General features: G+C 36.8%; 22 protein-coding genes. 6 read left to right on the top strand and 16 right to left on the bottom strand.

The annotated features are described in order from the left end of the window. Window positions 1-12: 12 nt before the first annotated feature. Window positions 13-843, top strand: a complete 831-nt coding sequence (locus IPH66_06090; GenBank protein MBK7128923.1) for a hypothetical protein — start codon at window positions 13-15, stop codon at window positions 841-843. A gap of 90 nt (window positions 844-933) precedes the next feature. On the opposite strand, the gene IPH66_06085 is transcribed toward IPH66_06090, so the two are convergent. From IPH66_06085 to IPH66_06050, 8 genes are all read right to left on the bottom strand, one after another. Then, window positions 934-2,415, bottom strand: coding sequence for a peptide MFS transporter (locus IPH66_06085; GenBank protein ID MBK7128922.1), 1,482 nt, complete (start codon window positions 2,413-2,415; stop codon window positions 934-936). Window positions 2,416-2,541: 126 nt separating this feature from the next. After that, window positions 2,542-3,489 (bottom strand): hypothetical protein, encoded by a 948-nt coding sequence (locus IPH66_06080; protein MBK7128921.1) that lies wholly within the window; start codon window positions 3,487-3,489, stop codon window positions 2,542-2,544. Window positions 3,490-3,633: 144 nt separating this feature from the next. After that, window positions 3,634-4,248, bottom strand: coding sequence for a hypothetical protein (locus IPH66_06075; GenBank protein MBK7128920.1), 615 nt, complete (start codon window positions 4,246-4,248; stop codon window positions 3,634-3,636). A 44-nt stretch (window positions 4,249-4,292) separates the two neighbouring features. Then, entirely contained in the window at window positions 4,293-4,979 is a 687-nt protein-coding gene (locus IPH66_06070) for a TrkA family potassium uptake protein (GenBank protein ID MBK7128919.1), read from the bottom strand. A 64-nt stretch (window positions 4,980-5,043) separates the two neighbouring features. Further along, a complete protein-coding gene (locus IPH66_06065; GenBank protein MBK7128918.1) occupies window positions 5,044-6,777 on the bottom strand; it encodes an ATPase in 1,734 nt (577 codons plus the stop codon). A gap of 268 nt (window positions 6,778-7,045) precedes the next feature. Then, window positions 7,046-7,912 carry a tRNA 2-thiocytidine(32) synthetase TtcA gene (gene ttcA / locus IPH66_06060; GenBank protein MBK7128917.1) on the bottom strand — a complete coding sequence of 289 codons (867 nt, stop codon included), beginning with the start codon at window positions 7,910-7,912 and terminating at the stop codon, window positions 7,046-7,048. Continuing rightward, window positions 7,909-8,376 carry an RNA methyltransferase gene (locus IPH66_06055; protein MBK7128916.1) on the bottom strand — a complete coding sequence of 156 codons (468 nt, stop codon included), beginning with the start codon at window positions 8,374-8,376 and terminating at the stop codon, window positions 7,909-7,911. The genes ttcA and IPH66_06055 overlap by 4 nt, the downstream gene beginning before the upstream one ends. Before the next feature lie 8 nt (window positions 8,377-8,384). Continuing rightward, on the bottom strand, window positions 8,385-10,178 hold the full coding sequence (locus tag IPH66_06050) for an ABC transporter ATP-binding protein (GenBank protein ID MBK7128915.1): 1,794 nt from the start codon (window positions 10,176-10,178) through the stop codon (window positions 8,385-8,387). A 95-nt stretch (window positions 10,179-10,273) separates the two neighbouring features. Here IPH66_06050 and IPH66_06045 point away from each other — a divergent pair, with 95 nt between their 5' ends. From IPH66_06045 to yajC, 4 genes are read left to right on the top strand one after another with little or no spacing between them, the layout of a single operon-like run. Continuing rightward, on the top strand, window positions 10,274-11,371 hold the full coding sequence (locus tag IPH66_06045) for a Glu/Leu/Phe/Val dehydrogenase (GenBank protein ID MBK7128914.1): 1,098 nt from the start codon (window positions 10,274-10,276) through the stop codon (window positions 11,369-11,371). A gap of 3 nt (window positions 11,372-11,374) precedes the next feature. Then, window positions 11,375-12,328, top strand: a complete 954-nt coding sequence (locus IPH66_06040) for a transcription antitermination protein NusB (GenBank protein MBK7128913.1) — start codon at window positions 11,375-11,377, stop codon at window positions 12,326-12,328. 56 nt (window positions 12,329-12,384) lie between these two features. Continuing rightward, window positions 12,385-12,840: a DUF1573 domain-containing protein gene (locus IPH66_06035; GenBank protein ID MBK7128912.1), complete on the top strand. Its 456-nt coding sequence runs from the start codon at window positions 12,385-12,387 to the stop codon at window positions 12,838-12,840. Between the two features lie 16 nt (window positions 12,841-12,856). After that, window positions 12,857-13,195, top strand: a complete 339-nt coding sequence (gene yajC / locus IPH66_06030) for a preprotein translocase subunit YajC (GenBank protein MBK7128911.1) — start codon at window positions 12,857-12,859, stop codon at window positions 13,193-13,195. A 72-nt stretch (window positions 13,196-13,267) separates the two neighbouring features. Here the strand turns inward: yajC and IPH66_06025 are convergent, their stop codons facing one another. The 3 genes from IPH66_06025 to IPH66_06015 are packed head-to-tail and all read right to left on the bottom strand — an operon-like array spanning window position 13,268 to window position 14,690. Continuing rightward, window positions 13,268-14,041 (bottom strand): MBL fold metallo-hydrolase, encoded by a 774-nt coding sequence (locus tag IPH66_06025; protein MBK7128910.1) that lies wholly within the window; start codon window positions 14,039-14,041, stop codon window positions 13,268-13,270. A gap of 21 nt (window positions 14,042-14,062) precedes the next feature. Beyond that, window positions 14,063-14,338 carry a hypothetical protein gene (locus tag IPH66_06020; protein ID MBK7128909.1) on the bottom strand — a complete coding sequence of 92 codons (276 nt, stop codon included), beginning with the start codon at window positions 14,336-14,338 and terminating at the stop codon, window positions 14,063-14,065. Further along, window positions 14,301-14,690, bottom strand: coding sequence for a hypothetical protein (locus tag IPH66_06015; protein MBK7128908.1), 390 nt, complete (start codon window positions 14,688-14,690; stop codon window positions 14,301-14,303). Before IPH66_06015 ends, IPH66_06020 begins: the two co-directional genes overlap by 38 nt. A gap of 360 nt (window positions 14,691-15,050) precedes the next feature. On the opposite strand from IPH66_06015, the gene IPH66_06010 reads away from it, so the two are divergent. After that, a complete protein-coding gene (locus tag IPH66_06010) occupies window positions 15,051-16,382 on the top strand; it encodes a T9SS type A sorting domain-containing protein (GenBank protein ID MBK7128907.1) in 1,332 nt (443 codons plus the stop codon). Window positions 16,383-16,411: 29 nt separating this feature from the next. Here IPH66_06010 and IPH66_06005 read toward each other — a convergent pair whose 3' ends face one another. The 5 genes from IPH66_06005 to IPH66_05985 form a co-directional block, all read right to left on the bottom strand. After that, complete coding sequence (locus tag IPH66_06005; GenBank protein ID MBK7128906.1) at window positions 16,412-17,077, bottom strand: hypothetical protein; 666 nt, start codon at window positions 17,075-17,077, stop codon at window positions 16,412-16,414. Window positions 17,078-17,186: 109 nt separating this feature from the next. Beyond that, window positions 17,187-17,585 (bottom strand): hypothetical protein, encoded by a 399-nt coding sequence (locus tag IPH66_06000; GenBank protein MBK7128905.1) that lies wholly within the window; start codon window positions 17,583-17,585, stop codon window positions 17,187-17,189. A 2-nt stretch (window positions 17,586-17,587) separates the two neighbouring features. Then, window positions 17,588-17,854 carry a DUF493 family protein gene (locus IPH66_05995; GenBank protein MBK7128904.1) on the bottom strand — a complete coding sequence of 89 codons (267 nt, stop codon included), beginning with the start codon at window positions 17,852-17,854 and terminating at the stop codon, window positions 17,588-17,590. Further along, complete coding sequence (locus IPH66_05990) at window positions 17,847-18,371, bottom strand: hypothetical protein (protein MBK7128903.1); 525 nt, start codon at window positions 18,369-18,371, stop codon at window positions 17,847-17,849. Before IPH66_05990 ends, IPH66_05995 begins: the two co-directional genes overlap by 8 nt. A gap of 17 nt (window positions 18,372-18,388) precedes the next feature. Continuing rightward, complete coding sequence (locus IPH66_05985; GenBank protein ID MBK7128902.1) at window positions 18,389-18,685, bottom strand: hypothetical protein; 297 nt, start codon at window positions 18,683-18,685, stop codon at window positions 18,389-18,391. Window positions 18,686-18,821 lie beyond the last annotated feature (136 nt).

Genomic DNA, 18,821 nt, shown 5'->3' with positions numbered 1-18,821 from the left:
AAATTGAACGCTATGAAACCAATTCAAAAAATCTTTGTCAGCATATCAAGTATAGCCCTGATTACTGCATGTAGCCAAAACCAAATACAACAAGACAAACCTGAACAAACGGACAGCACCACAATAACCAAAGCCGTTTTTGTACCAGTTGAATTTGAAGCATCAGACAGCCTACTGATTAGTGGTAACTTATATGAAGTTGATCCTGAATTTCCATTGATGATACTTTGTCACCAGCGAGGCTTTTGCAAGTATGAATATGCCGGAGTTGCTGAGCGGTTTAATGAATTAGGTTTTAATTGCCTGGCTATAGATCAACGTTGTGGAGGACCGATAGCTGAAAACAAAAACGAAACTTGGCTACGCGCACTTGAACAAAACAAACCAACTGATTTTTTAGATGCAGAAAAAGATATTGTTGCTGCTATTGAATGGGCTTATGCTAAATATCAGAAACCGGTTATCATTCTTGGTTCATCTTACTCATCTACTCTTTGTGTTTATCAAGCTTTAGAAAATGAAAAAGTAAGCGCAGTGATTGCATTCTCACCCGGTAATTATTTTATGGATGTACGCGGAGACCTAACCAAACAATTGGTTGACTTTGAAAAACCATTTTTCTTCACCGCTGCCAGAGAAGAAATGCCTTTTGTACGCGAACTGGTTCTAGGTCGTCCGCGAAGTGAAACACAAGTTGTATTTTCACCTGAAGGAGAAGGAATGCATGGCGCAAGAGTATTGTGGCCAACCCAAGAAGGAGGAGAAGAATACTGGAATGCACTGGAAGATTTTCTAGAAAAAATTAAACATGCGCCGGCGCAGCCTGAAGGACTTGCGCAATAAAATAATCAGCGTTGAAATTGTGTTTGATATTATTGTAAAAAAGAGGGAAGACAAAATCTTCCCTCTTTTTTATTTTTTTTCTGACGTTATTTATTTTACGCCACCCATCAATTTTTTAATCAAAGGTGAAATAACAATTAAAGCTACCCCGGCAATCAATGCATAAATTGCTAATTGCAGGTAACCATCAGTATAGCCTGTAAGCTTGTCCATTGCGGTTGCATTCTCATCTGGCGAAGCCATGCCTGCACCTAATAAGCCGGCAACATACTGACCATACGCGCTACCTAAAAACCACATCCCCATCATCATACCCCACAGCGGACGCGGCGCAAGTTTGGTCATGATTGACAAACCAATTGGAGACAAACACAATTCACCAATAGTAATTACGAGATAAGCCAGCGTAAAAATATCTAATGAAGATTTTCCATTGGCATCAGCAAAATTTTTATTCGCATAGAAAATGTAAAACGAAATTGCGAGAAAAATAAATCCAAGTCCGAACTTAATCAAGGTATTAGGTTCCATTTTTTTATTTGCCATGGCAATCCATAACAAACCAACCGGGGCGGCAAATGCAATAACAAAAATGGAGTTGACAGAATTGTTTACCACGTTTGGATCAACGCCATTAATACCAAGCAAGGTATCATTCAAATTATACAGGGCAAACAAACTTAATGATCCACCACTCTGCTCAAAAAATGCCCAGAAAACAATAGAGAAAAAGATAAACACCAAAGCAGCTATAAGTCTCTTATTCTCAACAATAGTGAATTTTCTCATTTCATAAAACAGATAAATCAACGTCAGTGGTCCAATGGTATACATGAATATATCTGTATATGCAGTGTTCTTAACCATGATAATAATAGCCGGAATGCAAAGCAAAGAGCCTATATACACGATGATTTCTCTTACTTTACGAGTAGATTCAGGAAGTGCAAGTAAGGGAGAGTCTCCGATAGGGCCCATTGATTTTTTAGTAAATACAAAAGTAATCAGACCTATTGCCATCACTATACCGGCTAAAGAAAAAGCGATATTCCATGAATGATATTTACCAATATAAACGCACAAAATTCCACCAAGCAAGGCACCTAAGTTAATACCCATGTAAAATAGACCAAACCCTGCATCACGTCTCACATCACCTTCTTTATAAAGCGCACCAACCATGGTTGAAATATTTGGTTTAAAAAACCCGGTACCAATAATGGTGAAACTGATACCTACAAAAAATAAATCTTTTGGAGAAAAAGCAAGAATGAAAGAACCAACAATCATTAAGAGTCCTCCCCAGAAAAGAGATTTCTTAAAGCCTAAAATTTTATCAGCAAATACACCACCAATAAATGTGAACGCATAAACAAAGGCCTGAATGGCGCCATACTTCAAGTTTGCTTCGGCTTCGGGTGTCATCATTTGTGTCACCATGAAGACCACCAGCATACCTCGCATACCGTAAAAAGAGAATCGTTCCCACATTTCTGTTAAGAACAGATACCATATTTGTTTTGGATATTTCCCTTGAAAACCCTGAATTCGTTCTAATGTATATTCTTCCATGTCTTCTAAAAATTTTTTGAAAGATACTATTAATTCGTATTATACTTCAACCACAGGTACAAAAAAAACAAAAGGTCGGATACGCATTCACGTACCCGACCTCAGTGTATTAACCCGAATTATTTTCTACAAATTATTGATTGCTGTTTCAATGTCAGCGAGCGTAGTTGCGTTCATGGTTACCGGCACAACCAAACCACTTGTGATGGTAACCGGCACAAAAGCTGAGTAATATTGTCCGCTGATTTCAGAGATACATACAATGGTTACTGCTTCATTGATTGGTGAACCTAATGCAATAAAATCTGCGCCATTATAATAAACTCCGCTTATTGAATTAATAGATGAGAAGTGTAAATATACTGCGGTGTTAGTTTGATTATAATCTGCTGCAAGGTCAATAGTTATACTGGTTGTTCCATCGGGATTGTTGTAGAAGTAATCACAGTTGATCCAACCCAAACTTGAATCACTCCATTCAAAATAATAAAAGGCGCCATAAATTCCACCTGATGAGTCCGGAACAAAAATTACTGAATCAGCCATACCTGATGAATCATCTGTACTCAAAATCCAGTCAACATCTCCATTTGAATCTACAACGCCATCAAACAATTGCATATTTGAATCATATGCATCTGTTGGTACCATTACTGAAATAGAAGCATTGTCAGCTAAATAAATTGTACTGCCGCTTTGTGATGCATTCACATTTAACTGTCCGCCTGATACCAGCACATTAGTGCCTGATGTGGTAGGCATATCCATTAGAATCATATTAGATTGATCTAAAATTTCAACTAATGAAATGGTGATGCTACCTGTTACCGGACTTCCTGAAGCGGTGACAAATGAGTTTGCAGGCACACCAATTTTCACCCCGTTAACACCGGTTATCTCATTATATACTCCGGCATTGATTGTGAACGATTGTTTTGCATCACTAAAATTATCATTAAACAACGAACTCAAATTACTGGTTGGTTGAGGATCTGGCTCTGGTACTTCATCTTTTTTACATGATACCATCAGAATACTGAATGCGAGCATTGAATTTAAAAGCAGATTTTTCATAACATATTTTTTTAACGTTTTCTGCTCTAATTACAATGTAAAAAACAAAGGGTTGTCCGAGAATTGAAAATTTTCCAGAAAAAAATAAAAAAGCCCGTAAACAGGCTTCTTCATGATGAATATTTTTATAAAAAAGAAAGATGATCAAATGTATTCTACTACAATCCAATCCACCATAATCTTTTGTTTATCGTTCACATTGAATCCAAGTTTATTCCCAAAAAAAGCGCCAATTTTCATTGTGGCTACTTTGAGATCATTGATTTCAAAATGATAGGTGTCACCAATTTTTGACACTGTTAATTTGTTATACGCATGGTTACCACATGAAACAGTTTCCGTTTCTTGCCAATCAGGTGTAATGTCATTCCATTTTCCGTTGACAACTTTTCCAACGCAATAAAATCCGGCCGGTGAAATTAAAAACGAATAATAATTATCCTGAGTGCCGCCCCACAACAATCCATAACCATAATTTTTTACGCCTTTTTCTTTATATAACTGAGCTGTGATTCTGAAATTCCGCTTTTCATCCAGGTTAACCTCTGTCCACGCAGTACAAGCATCACCGGTATGTTTCAGCTTATGATCTATTTGATACATGCGCCGTTTGGTATCAACTTTGATGTCAGCCTTACCATCTGAAAACTCTTGCCAGTGATTAGAATTATTATTGAAATCATCGCGAAGAATAACTTTATCTTGAGCAAATGAAAAAGCTGAAAATAAAACAACCAAAATAAGTAGACCTGATTTCATACAATTTGTTTTATTACCTAACACAAAAACTGTGCCTTCATGCATTATTCCTCTTTGAGTACGGTTTGAATATCTTTGATATTTCCGTACATTACTAAGATGTCTCCATCTTCCACTACCGTTCTTGTACTAACAACACCTTGCACTTGTTGTTCTTTTTTGCTGATACCAAAAATACTTTTCTGCTCAACCATTTTAATGATAGTAAGCAATACGATATTATAATTTTTTCTGAAAGATATCTCTTGAATTGTTTTACCAACAAAAGCTTTGGGCGAAGTAGCTTCAATGATATTGTAATTAGTAGTCAGCTCAAATGAATCCACTACGCCGCGCATGTTTAATTTTTTTGCCCAGCGTTCAGCAGTTTCTTCTTCAGGGTGAACAATCTCATCAACACCCATGGCTTCAAGTACAGTTTGATGAAGATTATTAATTGCACGACTGATAAGCCTTTTCACCTTGAGTTGTTTCATCAATGCGGTAGCCATGATATTAGCCCCTTCATTTTCACCAATGGCAACAAAAACTATATCCGTGTCTCCGAGTGGCAAATGGGACACCGCTTGTCCGTCAGTACAATCAAGACAAATGGTATGGGTGATGCGCTCTTTCAGCAATTCAACTTTGTCCATTTTGTTGTCTACACCAATCACCTCGTGCCCCTTTTTGGTCAGACGCTCTGCCAGTGATGAACCGAAGTTTCCAAGACCGATGATAATGTATTTCATATTCTCTTTTTTTAAATCAATTTGCAGTTAGTGACTTACTGCGGTTAAACTCGTTAATACCTCTTTAGTTAATTGAAATTTCTTCTGAAGGATACCTGTATTTTAAATTTTTCACTTGTCGTAAAAACGCAATCATCAAAGAAAGCATGCTCACCCTACCCACAAACATACAGGCAATAAGAATTGATTTGCTGCCAGAACTTAAATCAGCCGTAATTCCCAAACTGAGACCCGTTGTGGTATAAGCAGAAAAGCATTCAAATGCAACCGCTCTAATTTCTCTTCCCGGTTCTAAAAACATAATAAAAAAAACTGCCATGCCAATTACCACCAATGAAAGTGCTATGGTTGCAGAAGCACGTTTTAGAGTTCCATTAGATATTTCACGTTTGTATATTTCAACTCTGTCTTTACCTCTGGCTAAGCTGAAAAAATTTAGCGTAGCAACAGCCAATGTACTTGTCTTCACACCACCACCGGTACCACCCGGAGATGCACCAACCCACATTAAAAAAATAACAACCAGTGAGGTTGGCACCAGCAAGGCTGTCATGTCAACATTATTGAAACCTGCGGTACGTGGGGTAACCGAATTAAAAAAGGCAACCACTATTTTTCCAAATTCGCTGTGCTCAGACAAGGTATTATAGTATTCAAGCCAATAAAACATCCCTGTTCCAAAAACTAACAAAACACCGGTTGTAACAACCACAATGCGTGTATTGATATTAATGATCCAAGGTTTGTAAATATAATGGCTGTGTTTACCCAACGATTTAATAGTATTAATGACCAAGTGATTAAAATAAGATAAGAAGTTGAAAAGAATTGGAAATCCAATACCCCCCATGATAATCAAAAAGGCAACGTAGAGTTGAATCAGATAATTAAATCTGAAACCAACATCATAAAATCCGTAGGATAAGGTTGAGAATCCGGCATTACAAAAAGCTGATACCGCGTGAAAACCTGAGAAATAAGCACGATCCAGAAAATTTGGAAACATCAAGGGATCAAGCGATGAATAAATAAATGCAGCACCAATAAGTTCAATTATCAGGGTTAGCAAAATAATTTTTTTCAAAGTACCAAATACTTCGGCAATTTTCTCAGAGTTTGTCATTTCACGCAACATCAATTGATTTTCATACGATGCGCCGCCTCTGAAAAAATAGCTGAAATAACTGGTAAAAGTCATGATGCCAATACCACCAATTTGAATTAAACAAATAATTACTATTTGCCCAAACGTAGTAAAGTATGTTCCGGTATCAACTACTGCAAGTCCGGTTACACATACTGCACTGGTGCTGGTAAATAATGCATCAATGGGTTGAATACCGGTATACGTTGCATTAGGCAACATAAGCATGAGCATGCCTGCAATAATGATAAGAGCAAAGCTGGCTACAAAAAGTTGAGCAGGATTTAATACTTGTCTGCTGAAATTAATTTTCAAAGCAGAAAATTCGCGCACAAAAACAAAAATTGCCGTGAGGTAAGTCCACGTATTAGGGTGTTGAAAAAAAGGAATTTGATACCCAAAAGCTAAGCGTAATCCAAAAATCACGAAAAAAAGATAGATCCCATCAAACACCCATGCTTTGAAGGGAGGACGAGTTTCTTTGGGAAAATAAAGAATAGCCAAACCAAAAATAGCCAAACCAAAGTTCACCCCGTAAACAACGCGCAATACAAAGGTCATTTGCTCCGTCTGATTAAAGCCTAAATCATATATCACACATGAGAGTGCGAGAAAGCTAACCCAGAATGGAACCTTTTTAAGAATAATCTGCATCATGGCTTTATACGAGTCAAAATGAGTTGCGTTTGCTTTTTTTCAGAAAATATCTTCATGCCGGTTTTCATTTGTATTGGTAATCATCTTTACCTTGAAATAAAACAGCCGGGTAAACGCAATATTGAATCATGATTGTGAGAAGTTTTTGCAATTAACCGACTCAAAGTTAGATTGAATAATTGGAAAACCTCCTCTTGGGCTAATGATTTAGGCAAATCAGGTAAGAATAAATACAGATGATTGATTTAAAGAGACAAAGACGTGTTTATGGCATATCAAATTCTTGCCCTGATTTCATGTCTCCCTGAAGCATTGACTTCAATTCTTTGAAATTGTATAAATCAGTATCAAACATGTGGGTGGGAGAAATGTTACTCAGTGCAGAAAACATTATTTCACTGCGACCGGGATAGGTTTCATTCCATTTTTCAAGCATATTTTTTACCACCACACGTTGCAGATTTGGTTGTGATCCGCAGAGATTACAAGGAATGATGGGGTATTTACGGTATCCTGCCAACTCAATAATATCAGCTTCTTTCACCAGTGCCAAGGGTCTTAGCACAACAAAACGATTATCATTGGTGATATATTTTGCAGGCATGGTTTCAATTTTTCCGGCAAAAAATAAATTCAGAAAAAATGTCGCCAGCACATCTTCACGATGATGACCAAGGGCTAATTTATTGCAGCCAAGTTTTTCAGCAGTTTCATACAGGGTTCCGCGTCTAAGGCGAGAACACATACTGCAGGTCGTTTTTCCTTCAGGTGTTTTTTCTTTTACAATGCTGTACGTATCACGTTCAACTATGTGAAAAGGTACACCAACACGACTAAGGTATTCAGGCAAAACATGCTCAGGAAAACCAGGTTGTTTTTGATCAAGATTAACGGCAACAATCTCGAAATTAAAAACAGATGCCTTTTGAATTTGCATGAGTATATCAAGCATGGTATAACTGTCTTTGCCGCCTGAAAGGCACACCATGATTTTATCCCCATCTTCAATCATGTTGTATTCATTGATGGCATTCCAAACCGTTTTTTTTATTTTACGATTCAGTTTATCCTCAGCTTCAGCCAGCTCAGCAGGTGTTTTCAATGGTATGTCTTTTAGTTGAGATGTACTCATTTCAATTCAGTTTTTGCCAATCGGTCATACATCACGATACTACCACAAACAGCCACGTTGAGTGATATTTCACCGGGTAATTGAATAAGGTGATGACAACGTGATGTGATATGCGCCGGTATGCCATTATTCTCAGCACCTAGCAAATATACAGCCCGGTGCGGATGCACAAAGGTAGTAAGTGCGCTTGAATTTTCAGCCATCTCTACGCCAACCAATTGTGCTGAGTAGGGTAACGAACTATATAAATGATCAAAATCATCATACCGGTAGAACGGTATTTTTGACCAGGTTTTTAAGGTGTCAGATGATTGTCCGCTGTATTTTCCGTCAACAATAAAAATAAATTTTGCGCCAAGTATGAGTGCTGATCTCCAAAGTGTACCAATGTTATGCGCCGTTGTGGGCTGGTAAACTCCAATTCCAAAATATCGCTCTTCGGTCCTTTCCCACTTCTGTCTCATCGCAATCTCTACTCTTTATCTTTTTGTTGATTCTCTTGAACTTGTTGTTTTTTATAAATCTCAGTATAAATACCGTTCATAGCCAATAGTTCTTCATGACTGCCCTGCTCTGCTATTTTTCCATTTTCCATCACCAATATCGTGTCTGCATATTTGATAGATGAAATACGGTGAGAAATAATGATGGCGGTTTTGTTTATGATATCTGCCCTGATAGCTTTGAGAATTTGCTCTTCAGTTTCATTATCTACGGCAGATAGACAATCATCCAACACAAGTATTTCAGGATTTTTCATCAAAGCACGTGCAATTGATACCCGTTGCTTTTGTCCTCCTGATAAATTGATTCCACGTTCACCCAATAAAGTATTGTAACCATCAGGAAAAGTGAGTACCGTATCATGAATGCCTGCAGCACGGGCAGCATGAATCATTCGCTCTTCCAATTGATCTGAATCAGTCTCGGCTTGTTCACTCACTCCAAACAAAATATTATTGCGAATGCTGTCTGAAAACAAAAAATGTTCTTGAGGCACATAGCCTATTTTATTTCTCCAATCAGTGAGGTTTAATTTTTTTAAATCTTGTCCTTCTACTTCAATTTTGCCACCTGTTGGGTCAATGAGACGCATCATTAAATAGGCAACAGAAGATTTACCTGATCCTGTTTTACCTAAAATTCCAAATGTCTTTCCTTTTGGCAAGGTAAAATTCAATTGATCAACTGCTGTAATTCCGGTATTGGCATATTTCAATGAAACCTGATTAAAAGAAATTTCTTTTTCAAACAGCACATTTTTTTCAGAGGTGGAAACAATTTCAGGTTGCTCTTTCAAAAATTCATTGATCCGCGCTTGTGAAGCAGCTGCACGTTGAATAATTGAGGTAACCCATCCAACAGAAGCAAATGGCCACGTGAGCATATTTACATAAATAACAAATTCTGCAATTTCACCTGCTTCAATAAATCCTTGTTGAGTTTGTAAACCGCCTACATACACGGTAAGAATAGTTGCTACGCCAATGAGCAAAATGATGGTTGGCATAAAAAAAGCGTTCGTAGTAGAAAGTTTCATTGACTCTTTCTTATACTGTTCTGCCTCATGATCAAATTTCAAGCGCGCATTTTTATCTGATGCAAATGATTTGATGATTCTGATTCCTGAGAATGATTCTTGCACCTGAGTAGATAGCCTTGACTGACTTGCCTGCACTTTTGTACTTTTTTTATTGAGCGTACTGCTTACCAGATATATTAATAAAGACATGAGCGGTAAAGGCAATAAAACGTACAAGGTTAACTCAGCATTTGCATTCACCATCTGATATAAGGTGAGTGTAAATAAAAACAAGAGATCAATGGTATACATGATACCCGGGCCCAGATACATGCGCACATGCGAAACATCTTCACTGATGCGATTCATGAGATCTCCGGTAGCATTTTTTTTGTAGAAAGTGAAACTAAGTTGCTGGTAGTGATGGTAGATTTCATTTTTCAAATCATACTCCACCAGCCTTGACATAATGATAATGGTTTGTCTTGTCATAAAAGAAAAAAGACCAGACAAAAGCGCAAGTAAAATAAATAAACCCGCCGCCAGCAGACCAATTTCAAGCACTTCAGACATCTCTTTATTTCCGCCTGTATCAGTAGCTTCTTTCACTTTGTTGATGGTATCTTCAACCACCAGTGGCATTTGAATTAAAAAGATATTTTTTACGACAATAAAAATACTTCCTAAAAGCAGGCGCCACTTGTAACGCAGTAAATATTTATTTAAATAAAATAATGCAGACATTTAAAATTAGTACTTTTGTTGCGCCTTTTCTGAAATGTTCAGGGAGTGCAAAGTTAGTATAAGATTGATTAAGCCGAAAAAAATACAACGCTTGTATGTTTGAAGTAAAAGATATCCGTGAGACATCACTTGGTGAAAATCCGGTGGTTGAAAGAATGTCTCAGTACAATCATGAACAATTATTATTCTGTAATGACAATGCAACCGGTTTGAAAGCCATCATTGCTGTTCACAATACGGTATTAGGGCCTGCTTTGGGCGGAACCAGAATGTGGGCATATAACAATGAGTTAGAAGCACTGCATGATGTTTTGCGTTTGTCAAGAGGAATGACTTATAAAAATTCTATCTCAGGATTGAACTTAGGAGGTGGCAAAGCCGTAATTATTGGAGATGCTCGCAAAAACAAAAACGAAGCCTTGATGCGTCGTTTCGGGAAATTTGTAAATAGCCTGGGTGGAAAATATATTACTGCTGAAGATGTTGGAATCAGCACCGCAGACATGAGCTGGGTAAAAATGGAAACTGATCACGTGGTTGGTTTACCGGGCAAAAGCGGTGACCCTTCTCCTGTTACAGCTTATGGTGTATACATGGGAATGAAAGCCGCTGCCAAAATGCAGTTTGGTTCTGATTCACTTAGCGGTAAAAAAATTGCAGTACAAGGTGTTGGTCACGTGGGCGAATATCTTGTTAATCATCTCAGCAAAGAAGGGGCTCAGGTATTCATTACAGATATTCATGAAGAAACACTGAAACGTGTTGCCTCAACGTATAAAGCAACTATTGTTGGAACTGATGAAATTTATGGTATTGACATGGATATCTATGCTCCATGCGCATTAGGTGCTACCGTAAATGACGATACCTTGGCAAAATTAAAATGCTCTATCATTGCAGGTGCAGCTAACAACCAATTGAAAAATGAAGCGGTACATGGTCAAGTAGTGCGTGAAAAAGGAATTCTTTACGTACCTGATTTTATGATTAACGCAGGCGGTGTTATTAATTGCTATGCTGAAGTGAAAGGCTTTACGCCAGAATGGGCAATGGGCAAAGCAGAAGAGATTTACAACCGCACTATCAGCATTATTCAACGCTCTAAAGACAGTAATATACCAACCTATAAAATTGCTAACACAATGGCAGAAGAGCGTATCAGCGCCATTGGCAATATTAAACTCCCCATGTAAAAGATGCTGAACAGACGACATCTCAGAATAAAAGTTCTTCAGATTTTGTACGCTTACTTTCAATCAGACGACCGTGATTCATACAAGTCTGAAAAAGAGCTGGTGCGCTCTATTGAAAAAATGTATGAGATGTATCTCTACTACCTGCTGGTGTTTGATGAAGTGGTTACGTTTGCTGAACGCCGTATTGATGAAAGAAAAAACAAAGTGCGTCCGTCACAAGATGATTTGAACCCCAACAGAAAATTTGTTGACAACAAAATATTTCAACACCTCAGACTCAATAAAGATTTAAAAAGAAATTCTGAATTCCATAAAATAAATTGGGTTGGCGCAGTTGAAAACGATTTGATGAAAAAACTTTTTCTGCATCTCGTTGAATCAGATGTCTACAAAAAGCACATGGAAAACGGCATCACCGGATTTGATGAAGACCGCCAGTTTGCCTTAGATATTTTCAAAACTGAAATTGCCAACTTTGAGTTGTTACATGACTATTTTGAAAACAAAAGCATTTATTGGCTTGATGATATAGATTTGATTTGTTCCATGGTTTTGAAAACTATCAAGCTCATTCCTGAACAAGATCAACCTGATCAACCCATTCTCACGCTATATAAAGATGAAGAGGATGAGAGAGAATTCACTGAAATTCTTTTTCGCAACACCATTCGCGACAATGAAAAAAATGATAAACTCATTGATGAGTTAACAGATAACTGGGAACTTGAACGCATTGCACGCATGGATATCATTCTAATAAAAATGGCCTTGACTGAATTCACTGCCATGTCTTCAATCCCTAAAAAAGTGACCTTGAATGAGTATATTGAAATTTCAAAATTTTATAGCACTCCTAAAAGCCAGATATTCATTAACGGAATACTAGACAAAGCAGTAGAACTTTTGGATAAAGAAGGAAAATTGAAAAAAACCGGACGGGGATTAATCAACTAATATCCTGCTGTAGAACACAAATTTTATTTGAAAAAGTACAACTTAAAAATTTGCAGATGATGAAAATAAAAAATAAAAAAATTCACATTCTGTATGCCGCATCACTTGTTGTTATGGCTTCATTCACATCATGCGTATCAAGTGAAAATGCGAATGCAGAAGAAAGAAAAATTGAATACGCTGCTTTCATTGATAACCCAACTGAAATTTCATTTGATGAAATGAATTACAATTTTGGCACAGTTAAAGAAGGTGAGCAAGTTGAGCATATATTCAAATTTAAAAACACAGGGGAACAGCCTCTCATATTAATTAACGTAGTAGGTTCATGCGGATGCACGGTACCTGAAGACTGGCCACAATATCCAATTGAACCGGGAGAAACCGGAGAAATAAAAGTAGTATTCAATTCAACTGAACGCGTTGGTAATGTACGCAAAACAGTAACCGTTGAAGCAAACACCGAACCAACCAAATCAACTTTGGTTATTACCGGAATAGTAAATAAATAAGTAAATATATAAACACATGAGCAAGACATTCATTTTATTACAAGACGCCGCACCTGCAGCAGCTGAAACACAAGGCCAAAATCCTTACCAAAGCTTTATTATGATTGGTTTGATTGTTGCCGTATTTTATTTTTTCATGATTCGCCCGCAAATGAAACGGAACAAAGAAACCCGTAAATTCCGTGAATCATTGGCAGTTGGTGACCAAATTATCACCGCAGGCGGTATCCACGGAAAAATTCTTGAAATGGGAGATACTTCTGTACTGATTAGTTCTGAAGGCACCAAATTACGCGTTGAGAAAAGTTCTCTCGTAATGAGTCCCGGAGAAACACTGGGCAACCAGAAAAAATAATTAACACAGAAACTAAAAAAAACCGGACACTTCAACGTTCGGTTTTTTTTTTTGTTTTTCTTAAAGCAAATCCTAAAACTCAATCTGCAAACCGTCATAAGCAATATGCACGTTGCTTGGTAATTCTTTACTCACCTCATCATGCAAACCCATTTGATGACTCAGATGCGTGAGATATGCCTGCTTTGGATTTATTTTTTTTATTACTTCAAGCGCTTCTTCTAAGGTGAAATGAGAAATATGTTTTTCTTTTCTCAGCGCATTGATGATTAGTATTTCAGTACCGGCAAATTTTTTAAATGCTTCATCACTCATATAATTTGCATCTGTGATATAGGAAAGTTTTCCAATACGAAAAGCTTTCACTGGCAATTGATAGTGTAAAACATCAACAGGCAAAATATCCACCCCGTAAAAATGAAAAGGAGCCTGATCAATAAATTCAACATCAACTTGCGGAATGCCGGGATAATCTGTTCCATCAAAAACATAATGATACTCCCTCTGCAAAGCAATAAAAACCTGATTGGTGCACCAGATTTTCATGGCCTCTTTACTCACGTAATTATATGCTCGTATATCATCTAAACCGGCAATGTGATCTTTATGTTCATGTGTGAAAAGAATACCTGATAAGGATGTCACATCCTCTCTCAACATTTGTTGTCTAAAATCAGGGCCTGAATCAATCACTAAATTATGTCTCTGAATGGTTAACATCACTGAGGTGCGCGTGCGTTTGTCTTTTTGATTTTCTGATTTGCAAACATAACACGGGCAAGCTATTACAGGAATGCCTTGTGAGGTGCCGGTACCTAGAAAAGTGAGCTTATTGGAAGAACTCATGCAAGTTGTTGCGCACAAAAATTACTGTTGCAAAATCCACTCAGTACCGTTTTTCTGATTCATCTGAATCAAACCATACGTTGTGTTGTAATATACTTTGTTATAATTTTCAGGACCATCTTCATCTGCATCAGTACTGATGAGCGGTGTAACCTCATACACGTTATACCACTCAATTGCATTCAATAAAATGGTGTCATGATATTCAACTAAATTTTGAAAAAATCCATTTTCTACTCCAATGGGTGAAATGGGTATCTCAAAAAATATTGGATTGTATCTGATTAGCTGCATCACGGTAAGGCAAATACATAGCTAAGGTTTTTTGAGAATTATCAGTCTGCAGATATCGCAATCTGAATTCTGCTGTGAGTTCAGCATCTGTGCTGTATGTAAAAAATGTCTGATCCCAGGCAAAATATTCCTCTGTTCTTTTTCTCTCAACAAAATTTAAAACTAAAGTAGAATCAAGCAATGGTAATTTTTTAAAAACTAATGAAGATGAAGAATACGGCACAAACTGAATATCAGTTTCAGTATAGGGAGTAGCTCCATCAGGGAGATTGGTTGTATCATCCGGTTCTTCTTTATTACATGAAAGAACAAGAGTAGTCATCCCAAAAAAGAAAATCCAATTTTTCAGATTCATACATATCCGGTTATGAAAGTACTACGTAAAAATAGGATAAAATGTTGGATCAACAGCAACATCACCAATCAAAACGCACTAAATAACAAACTAATAACCAATAATTTTTTTAGTTTTTACCACTGAATCAGTCAAGGTGCGATATCTCTTATCCGCTTTACCAAGTTGGTTTACATCAACAAATAGGATACTTTGACATCGCAATTTTAATGTTTTGGATGAGCAATACATGATGTTAAACCAAGCAGCCAATTTGTGGTGACTCACTCATATTCAATATATTTCATACATTTGATTAAGTTGATAAAATGATTCAGACGAAGTTCCTGCCCGAGTGATTTCAACCTAAAAATTTGATCTATGAGATATCTTCAAGTAATATATTTACTGTTTTTAGTCTTAAACATAAACCAAACAGGTAATGCGCAAGACACTTGCCTAACCAACCTGAGTATTGGAATTTCATTTCCTCCAGTTTCAGATGATACTCAGCGAAACTTCACAAAAGCGCATCTTGACTTTTTGAACATTACCAAAATACGATTTGATGAAAGTTGGGAATTGAGAGAACCAACACAAGGAATATTCAACTGGCAACCGCTAGATGATAGAATTAATTGGGCAAACGAAAATGGATATGAAATACTTCTGACAATCCAATCCAACGGCCCAGCTTGGGCATGTTCTGCTGTGCAAAACGGGCAATCATGTGTATTTAATGACAACAGTTTTTTTCAGATTTATGTTGACAGCTTACTCAAGCGATATCCAAATCAAATTGATAAAATTCAATTTGGAAATGAATGGCAGTCTGATTATTGGTACGCTGGCAACGCGAATGATTTCATTGAAGCGAATAATATAGTGTATAACTCTGTCCAAATTTATTCACCACAAACTGAAGTTGTACTTGGAGGTTTTAGTACCATTGCGTTAAGATTTTTGGCTGGTTGCAATGGATATGTATCTTCATTTTATGATGACGATGGAAACTTGTATGATGACGTATATCTCACCGCCAATTGTAGCTCACCAGAAATTGTAGCAGCAAAAAATCGCATAGATTCAATATTAACATACGCCTATTATGATATGCTGGATATCCATTTATACGACGACGTTGAGCAATGGGATGAATACTATTTGAATTTTACTGACACCATTACCAAACCGGTAATAGTATCTGAATTTGGAGGACCCAATGTGAATATTGAACCTTACTCTGAGGCATATCAAACAGACAGATTGTATTTGTATATTCATAAACTAGACAGTCTAAATATTTCAGAAGCGTATTATTTCAAATTAGTTGAAGGCACTGCAAATGCCGCGCATGTTGTATCAGGTCTCATTGATGATACTACACTAACAGAGAAAATGGCGTATTATCTACTAAAATCATTCTTATCATGCACTGCATTCACCTATACATTTCAATATGATAACAATATTCGTTTCTATCCAAATCCAATGGGAGAATATTCAGTAATGGAATTTAATAATGACTCACCGAGTGAAATGAAAACAATCACAATTCACGGCGCAGACGGAAAGCTTGTAAAGAAAATTGAATGCATTATTCCCGGTCAGTATTACATTCTTAATCGTGAAGACATGAATGCAGGAGTATACTATGTAGTTATTTCAGAAACCAACCAAATTATTGCAGAAGGAAAATTGGTAATCAAATAACTTATTTGTTATTGACAAAGCTGAACCAACTATTTTCTACCAAAATAATAACGATACCCAAAACCAAAAGAGAAAAAGCGTGTGATTCCTTGACTATCCTCAGGTGTATAACTTGAGAATTTTTCCATACAGAGGTACCGCGGACCAAATTCATTGAAATAAATAGGATAGCCCAATACTAACGAAAAACCATCAGAAGAAACTTTATCTGTTAGCATAAGAATTTCAAATTGCGGCTCAATAAAAAATGCAGTTTCATATATGGTTTTATCATGATCAATGGCACAACTATCATTACCATGTTTAGCAAAAAGTACTGAGTAACCTGCCCGCGCACTGATGTTAAATGAAATACGATCAGTTGTAAATTTTTCATATCCCAATTTAAAATATCCGGCAGGAAAATGCATACCCCCACCCCATTGCGCATTGTTCAAAGTATAAGAATTGATTGAAAAATAAGAATACTTGAGACCTAAGCCGGCCGTTAAACCGCCAAAAATATTATACTGCATCGTAACGCCTCCGTTAAACAAGCCTTCCATTATCTTGCTGAACGAAAAATTTTTACCCTTGGTAGGTATACCTAAATCAACACTAAAACTCAATTTGGGTTCGTAATAATTTTGACCTGATGCACTTGAAATGCAAAAAAAAATGGCAAGACCTGTAATGAAAATTTTGGGTAGTTTCATGTGTAGATAATTTGTTTTTTATTTGTCACGCAGAATTGCGCATAAAATTTTATTAAGAATCGTTGGGTACCAGAGTAAATTTTATGCTTCATTTCATAAGCATTAAACGTCAGCTGGCTTTATCTATTGTTATTTTGCGCAATAAATTGGTGCTGTCGCTATTCAAAGATATAAAATAAGTGCCGTTATCAAAATCATGCGGATCAAATTCAATCAAGTGTCTTCCGGCATCAAGCTGCGCATCCAACAATGAACATAGTTCTTGATGATTACTGTCAAGCAAAACAATTTTTATATTGCTTGCATTAGGCAAATCCAATAAAAAATCTGTTTTTTCATGGTAAACTTCGTATCGTGACGTGGTAAATGTGATATTGTTGAGCCTCTCCAATCTACCGCGCTTGCTGTATACCCTGAGATAAATAACATAAGCAGCCACCATGAGCATTAGACCGGCGGTGAGATATAAAACAACAAGTAATACACTGATCGTATCCTGCATTCCCATAACTAAAGCATAATTACATTTTCAATTTTACCCACTCGCTCATAGCGCACCATGATATCTTCAGTATTCATCATCATTTGTTTTATGCTGAGCGAAATATAATTTCCATTTTTTGACGGGTGAATTTCAAACTCAGCCACTTCATCAAAACACTTTTTAATTTCTAGCATTTTATCCTGCTCATTTTTAATGATAAATTTAAACAGGTAAACTGATGGATAATTCTGTTGATCCAATAATGCGCGTAATCTTTTTTCACGTTCATCCATGCCGCACAATTTTTAATGCCTGCAAACAAACCCGGGTTAATATTGAAAACCGGGCTTCATCATTCTCTTCAATCTCTTTGCAAATATAGGTCTTTAAAACGGCTTCAGACAATTTGTTATCACGGATAAATTTATAGAGCATATAGCTGTCTATTGCCGTTGATTGTTTAATTGAATCACCAACAGCTAATTCTTTTTGAGGTAAATAATGAATCAACCGCAAGATCAAAGACCAATGCCAGCAATACAAATCATGCAAAGCCAGACATAATTCTTCAGGCGACACAGTGTGTGCAAGTTTCGTTTTCACAACTATGGTTTCTTCGCTGTGCGATTTTAAAACAAAGGCCAAATCTGTGTTGCCAAAATCAATCACATGCTCAGCATACATTGGCGGCATTGCACACAGTGATTCAACTTCAGCAATGGCTTTGAGAATTAATTTAGGATGCGGAATTTCCCTGAAAAATTTTGATTTAATGGTAAATAATTTAAGCTCTTTATCTTCAGGAGTCATCTTACAAAATTAAAAAACTATTTAGGCTTGGGTTGGTTATTTTCTTGGGCTTGGTTATTTTCTTGGGGTTGTTTATTTTCTTGGGGTTGTTTATTTTCTTGGGCTTGGTTATTTTCTTGGGCTTGGTTATTTTCTTGGGCTTGGTTATTTTCTTGGGCTTGGTTATTTTCTTGGGGTTGTTTATTTTCTTGGGCTTGGTTATTTTCTTGGGCTTGGTTATTTTCTTGGGCTTGGTTATTTTCTTGGGGTAAGACGTCGCAATGCGACGTCTCCACAGGGGGAGGGGAAGAATGCTTCTTCTTTTGGGATGGCATTATTTATTCTATAATAATCCAAACTGAATTCTTAATTTTAGACTTCAACTAATTTTTGCTGTAGCCACTAATGAGCCTAAAAAAAATACTAATCCAACAACTCCATGATCTTCCGGGTGAATCAGCGCATGTTGAA

The organism is Crocinitomicaceae bacterium, assembly GCA_016708105.1.
GTDB lineage: Bacteria > Bacteroidota > Bacteroidia > Flavobacteriales_D > Crocinitomicaceae > JADJGJ01.
This window is presented reverse-complemented; position numbering and strand designations above follow the sequence as displayed.

What these genes read in the sequence shown, in the direction of transcription:
- IPH66_05995 (MBK7128904.1), bottom strand. Translation starts at nt 17,854, where the DNA reads ATGGATGAACGTGAAAAAAGATTACGCGCATTATTGGATCAACAGAAT.
- yajC (MBK7128911.1), top strand. Translation starts at nt 12,857, where the DNA reads ATGAGCAAGACATTCATTTTATTACAAGACGCCGCACCTGCAGCAGCT.
- IPH66_06090 (MBK7128923.1), top strand. Translation starts at nt 13, where the DNA reads ATGAAACCAATTCAAAAAATCTTTGTCAGCATATCAAGTATAGCCCTG.
- IPH66_06065 (MBK7128918.1), bottom strand. Translation starts at nt 6,777, where the DNA reads ATGCAGATTATTCTTAAAAAGGTTCCATTCTGGGTTAGCTTTCTCGCA.
- ttcA (MBK7128917.1), bottom strand. Translation starts at nt 7,912, where the DNA reads ATGAGTACATCTCAACTAAAAGACATACCATTGAAAACACCTGCTGAG.
- IPH66_06055 (MBK7128916.1), bottom strand. Translation starts at nt 8,376, where the DNA reads ATGAGACAGAAGTGGGAAAGGACCGAAGAGCGATATTTTGGAATTGGA.
- IPH66_06000 (MBK7128905.1), bottom strand. Translation starts at nt 17,585, where the DNA reads ATGGGAATGCAGGATACGATCAGTGTATTACTTGTTGTTTTATATCTC.
- IPH66_06015 (MBK7128908.1), bottom strand. Translation starts at nt 14,690, where the DNA reads ATGAATCTGAAAAATTGGATTTTCTTTTTTGGGATGACTACTCTTGTT.
- IPH66_05985 (MBK7128902.1), bottom strand. Translation starts at nt 18,685, where the DNA reads ATGCCATCCCAAAAGAAGAAGCATTCTTCCCCTCCCCCTGTGGAGACG.
- IPH66_06075 (MBK7128920.1), bottom strand. Translation starts at nt 4,248, where the DNA reads ATGAAATCAGGTCTACTTATTTTGGTTGTTTTATTTTCAGCTTTTTCA.
- IPH66_06025 (MBK7128910.1), bottom strand. Translation starts at nt 14,041, where the DNA reads ATGAGTTCTTCCAATAAGCTCACTTTTCTAGGTACCGGCACCTCACAA.
- IPH66_06085 (MBK7128922.1), bottom strand. Translation starts at nt 2,415, where the DNA reads ATGGAAGAATATACATTAGAACGAATTCAGGGTTTTCAAGGGAAATAT.
- IPH66_06050 (MBK7128915.1), bottom strand. Translation starts at nt 10,178, where the DNA reads ATGTCTGCATTATTTTATTTAAATAAATATTTACTGCGTTACAAGTGG.
- IPH66_06070 (MBK7128919.1), bottom strand. Translation starts at nt 4,979, where the DNA reads ATGAAATACATTATCATCGGTCTTGGAAACTTCGGTTCATCACTGGCA.
- IPH66_06045 (MBK7128914.1), top strand. Translation starts at nt 10,274, where the DNA reads ATGTTTGAAGTAAAAGATATCCGTGAGACATCACTTGGTGAAAATCCG.
- IPH66_06080 (MBK7128921.1), bottom strand. Translation starts at nt 3,489, where the DNA reads ATGAAAAATCTGCTTTTAAATTCAATGCTCGCATTCAGTATTCTGATG.
- IPH66_06040 (MBK7128913.1), top strand. Translation starts at nt 11,375, where the DNA reads ATGCTGAACAGACGACATCTCAGAATAAAAGTTCTTCAGATTTTGTAC.
- IPH66_06035 (MBK7128912.1), top strand. Translation starts at nt 12,385, where the DNA reads ATGATGAAAATAAAAAATAAAAAAATTCACATTCTGTATGCCGCATCA.
- IPH66_06005 (MBK7128906.1), bottom strand. Translation starts at nt 17,077, where the DNA reads ATGAAACTACCCAAAATTTTCATTACAGGTCTTGCCATTTTTTTTTGC.
- IPH66_06010 (MBK7128907.1), top strand. Translation starts at nt 15,051, where the DNA reads ATGAGATATCTTCAAGTAATATATTTACTGTTTTTAGTCTTAAACATA.
- IPH66_05990 (MBK7128903.1), bottom strand. Translation starts at nt 18,371, where the DNA reads ATGACTCCTGAAGATAAAGAGCTTAAATTATTTACCATTAAATCAAAA.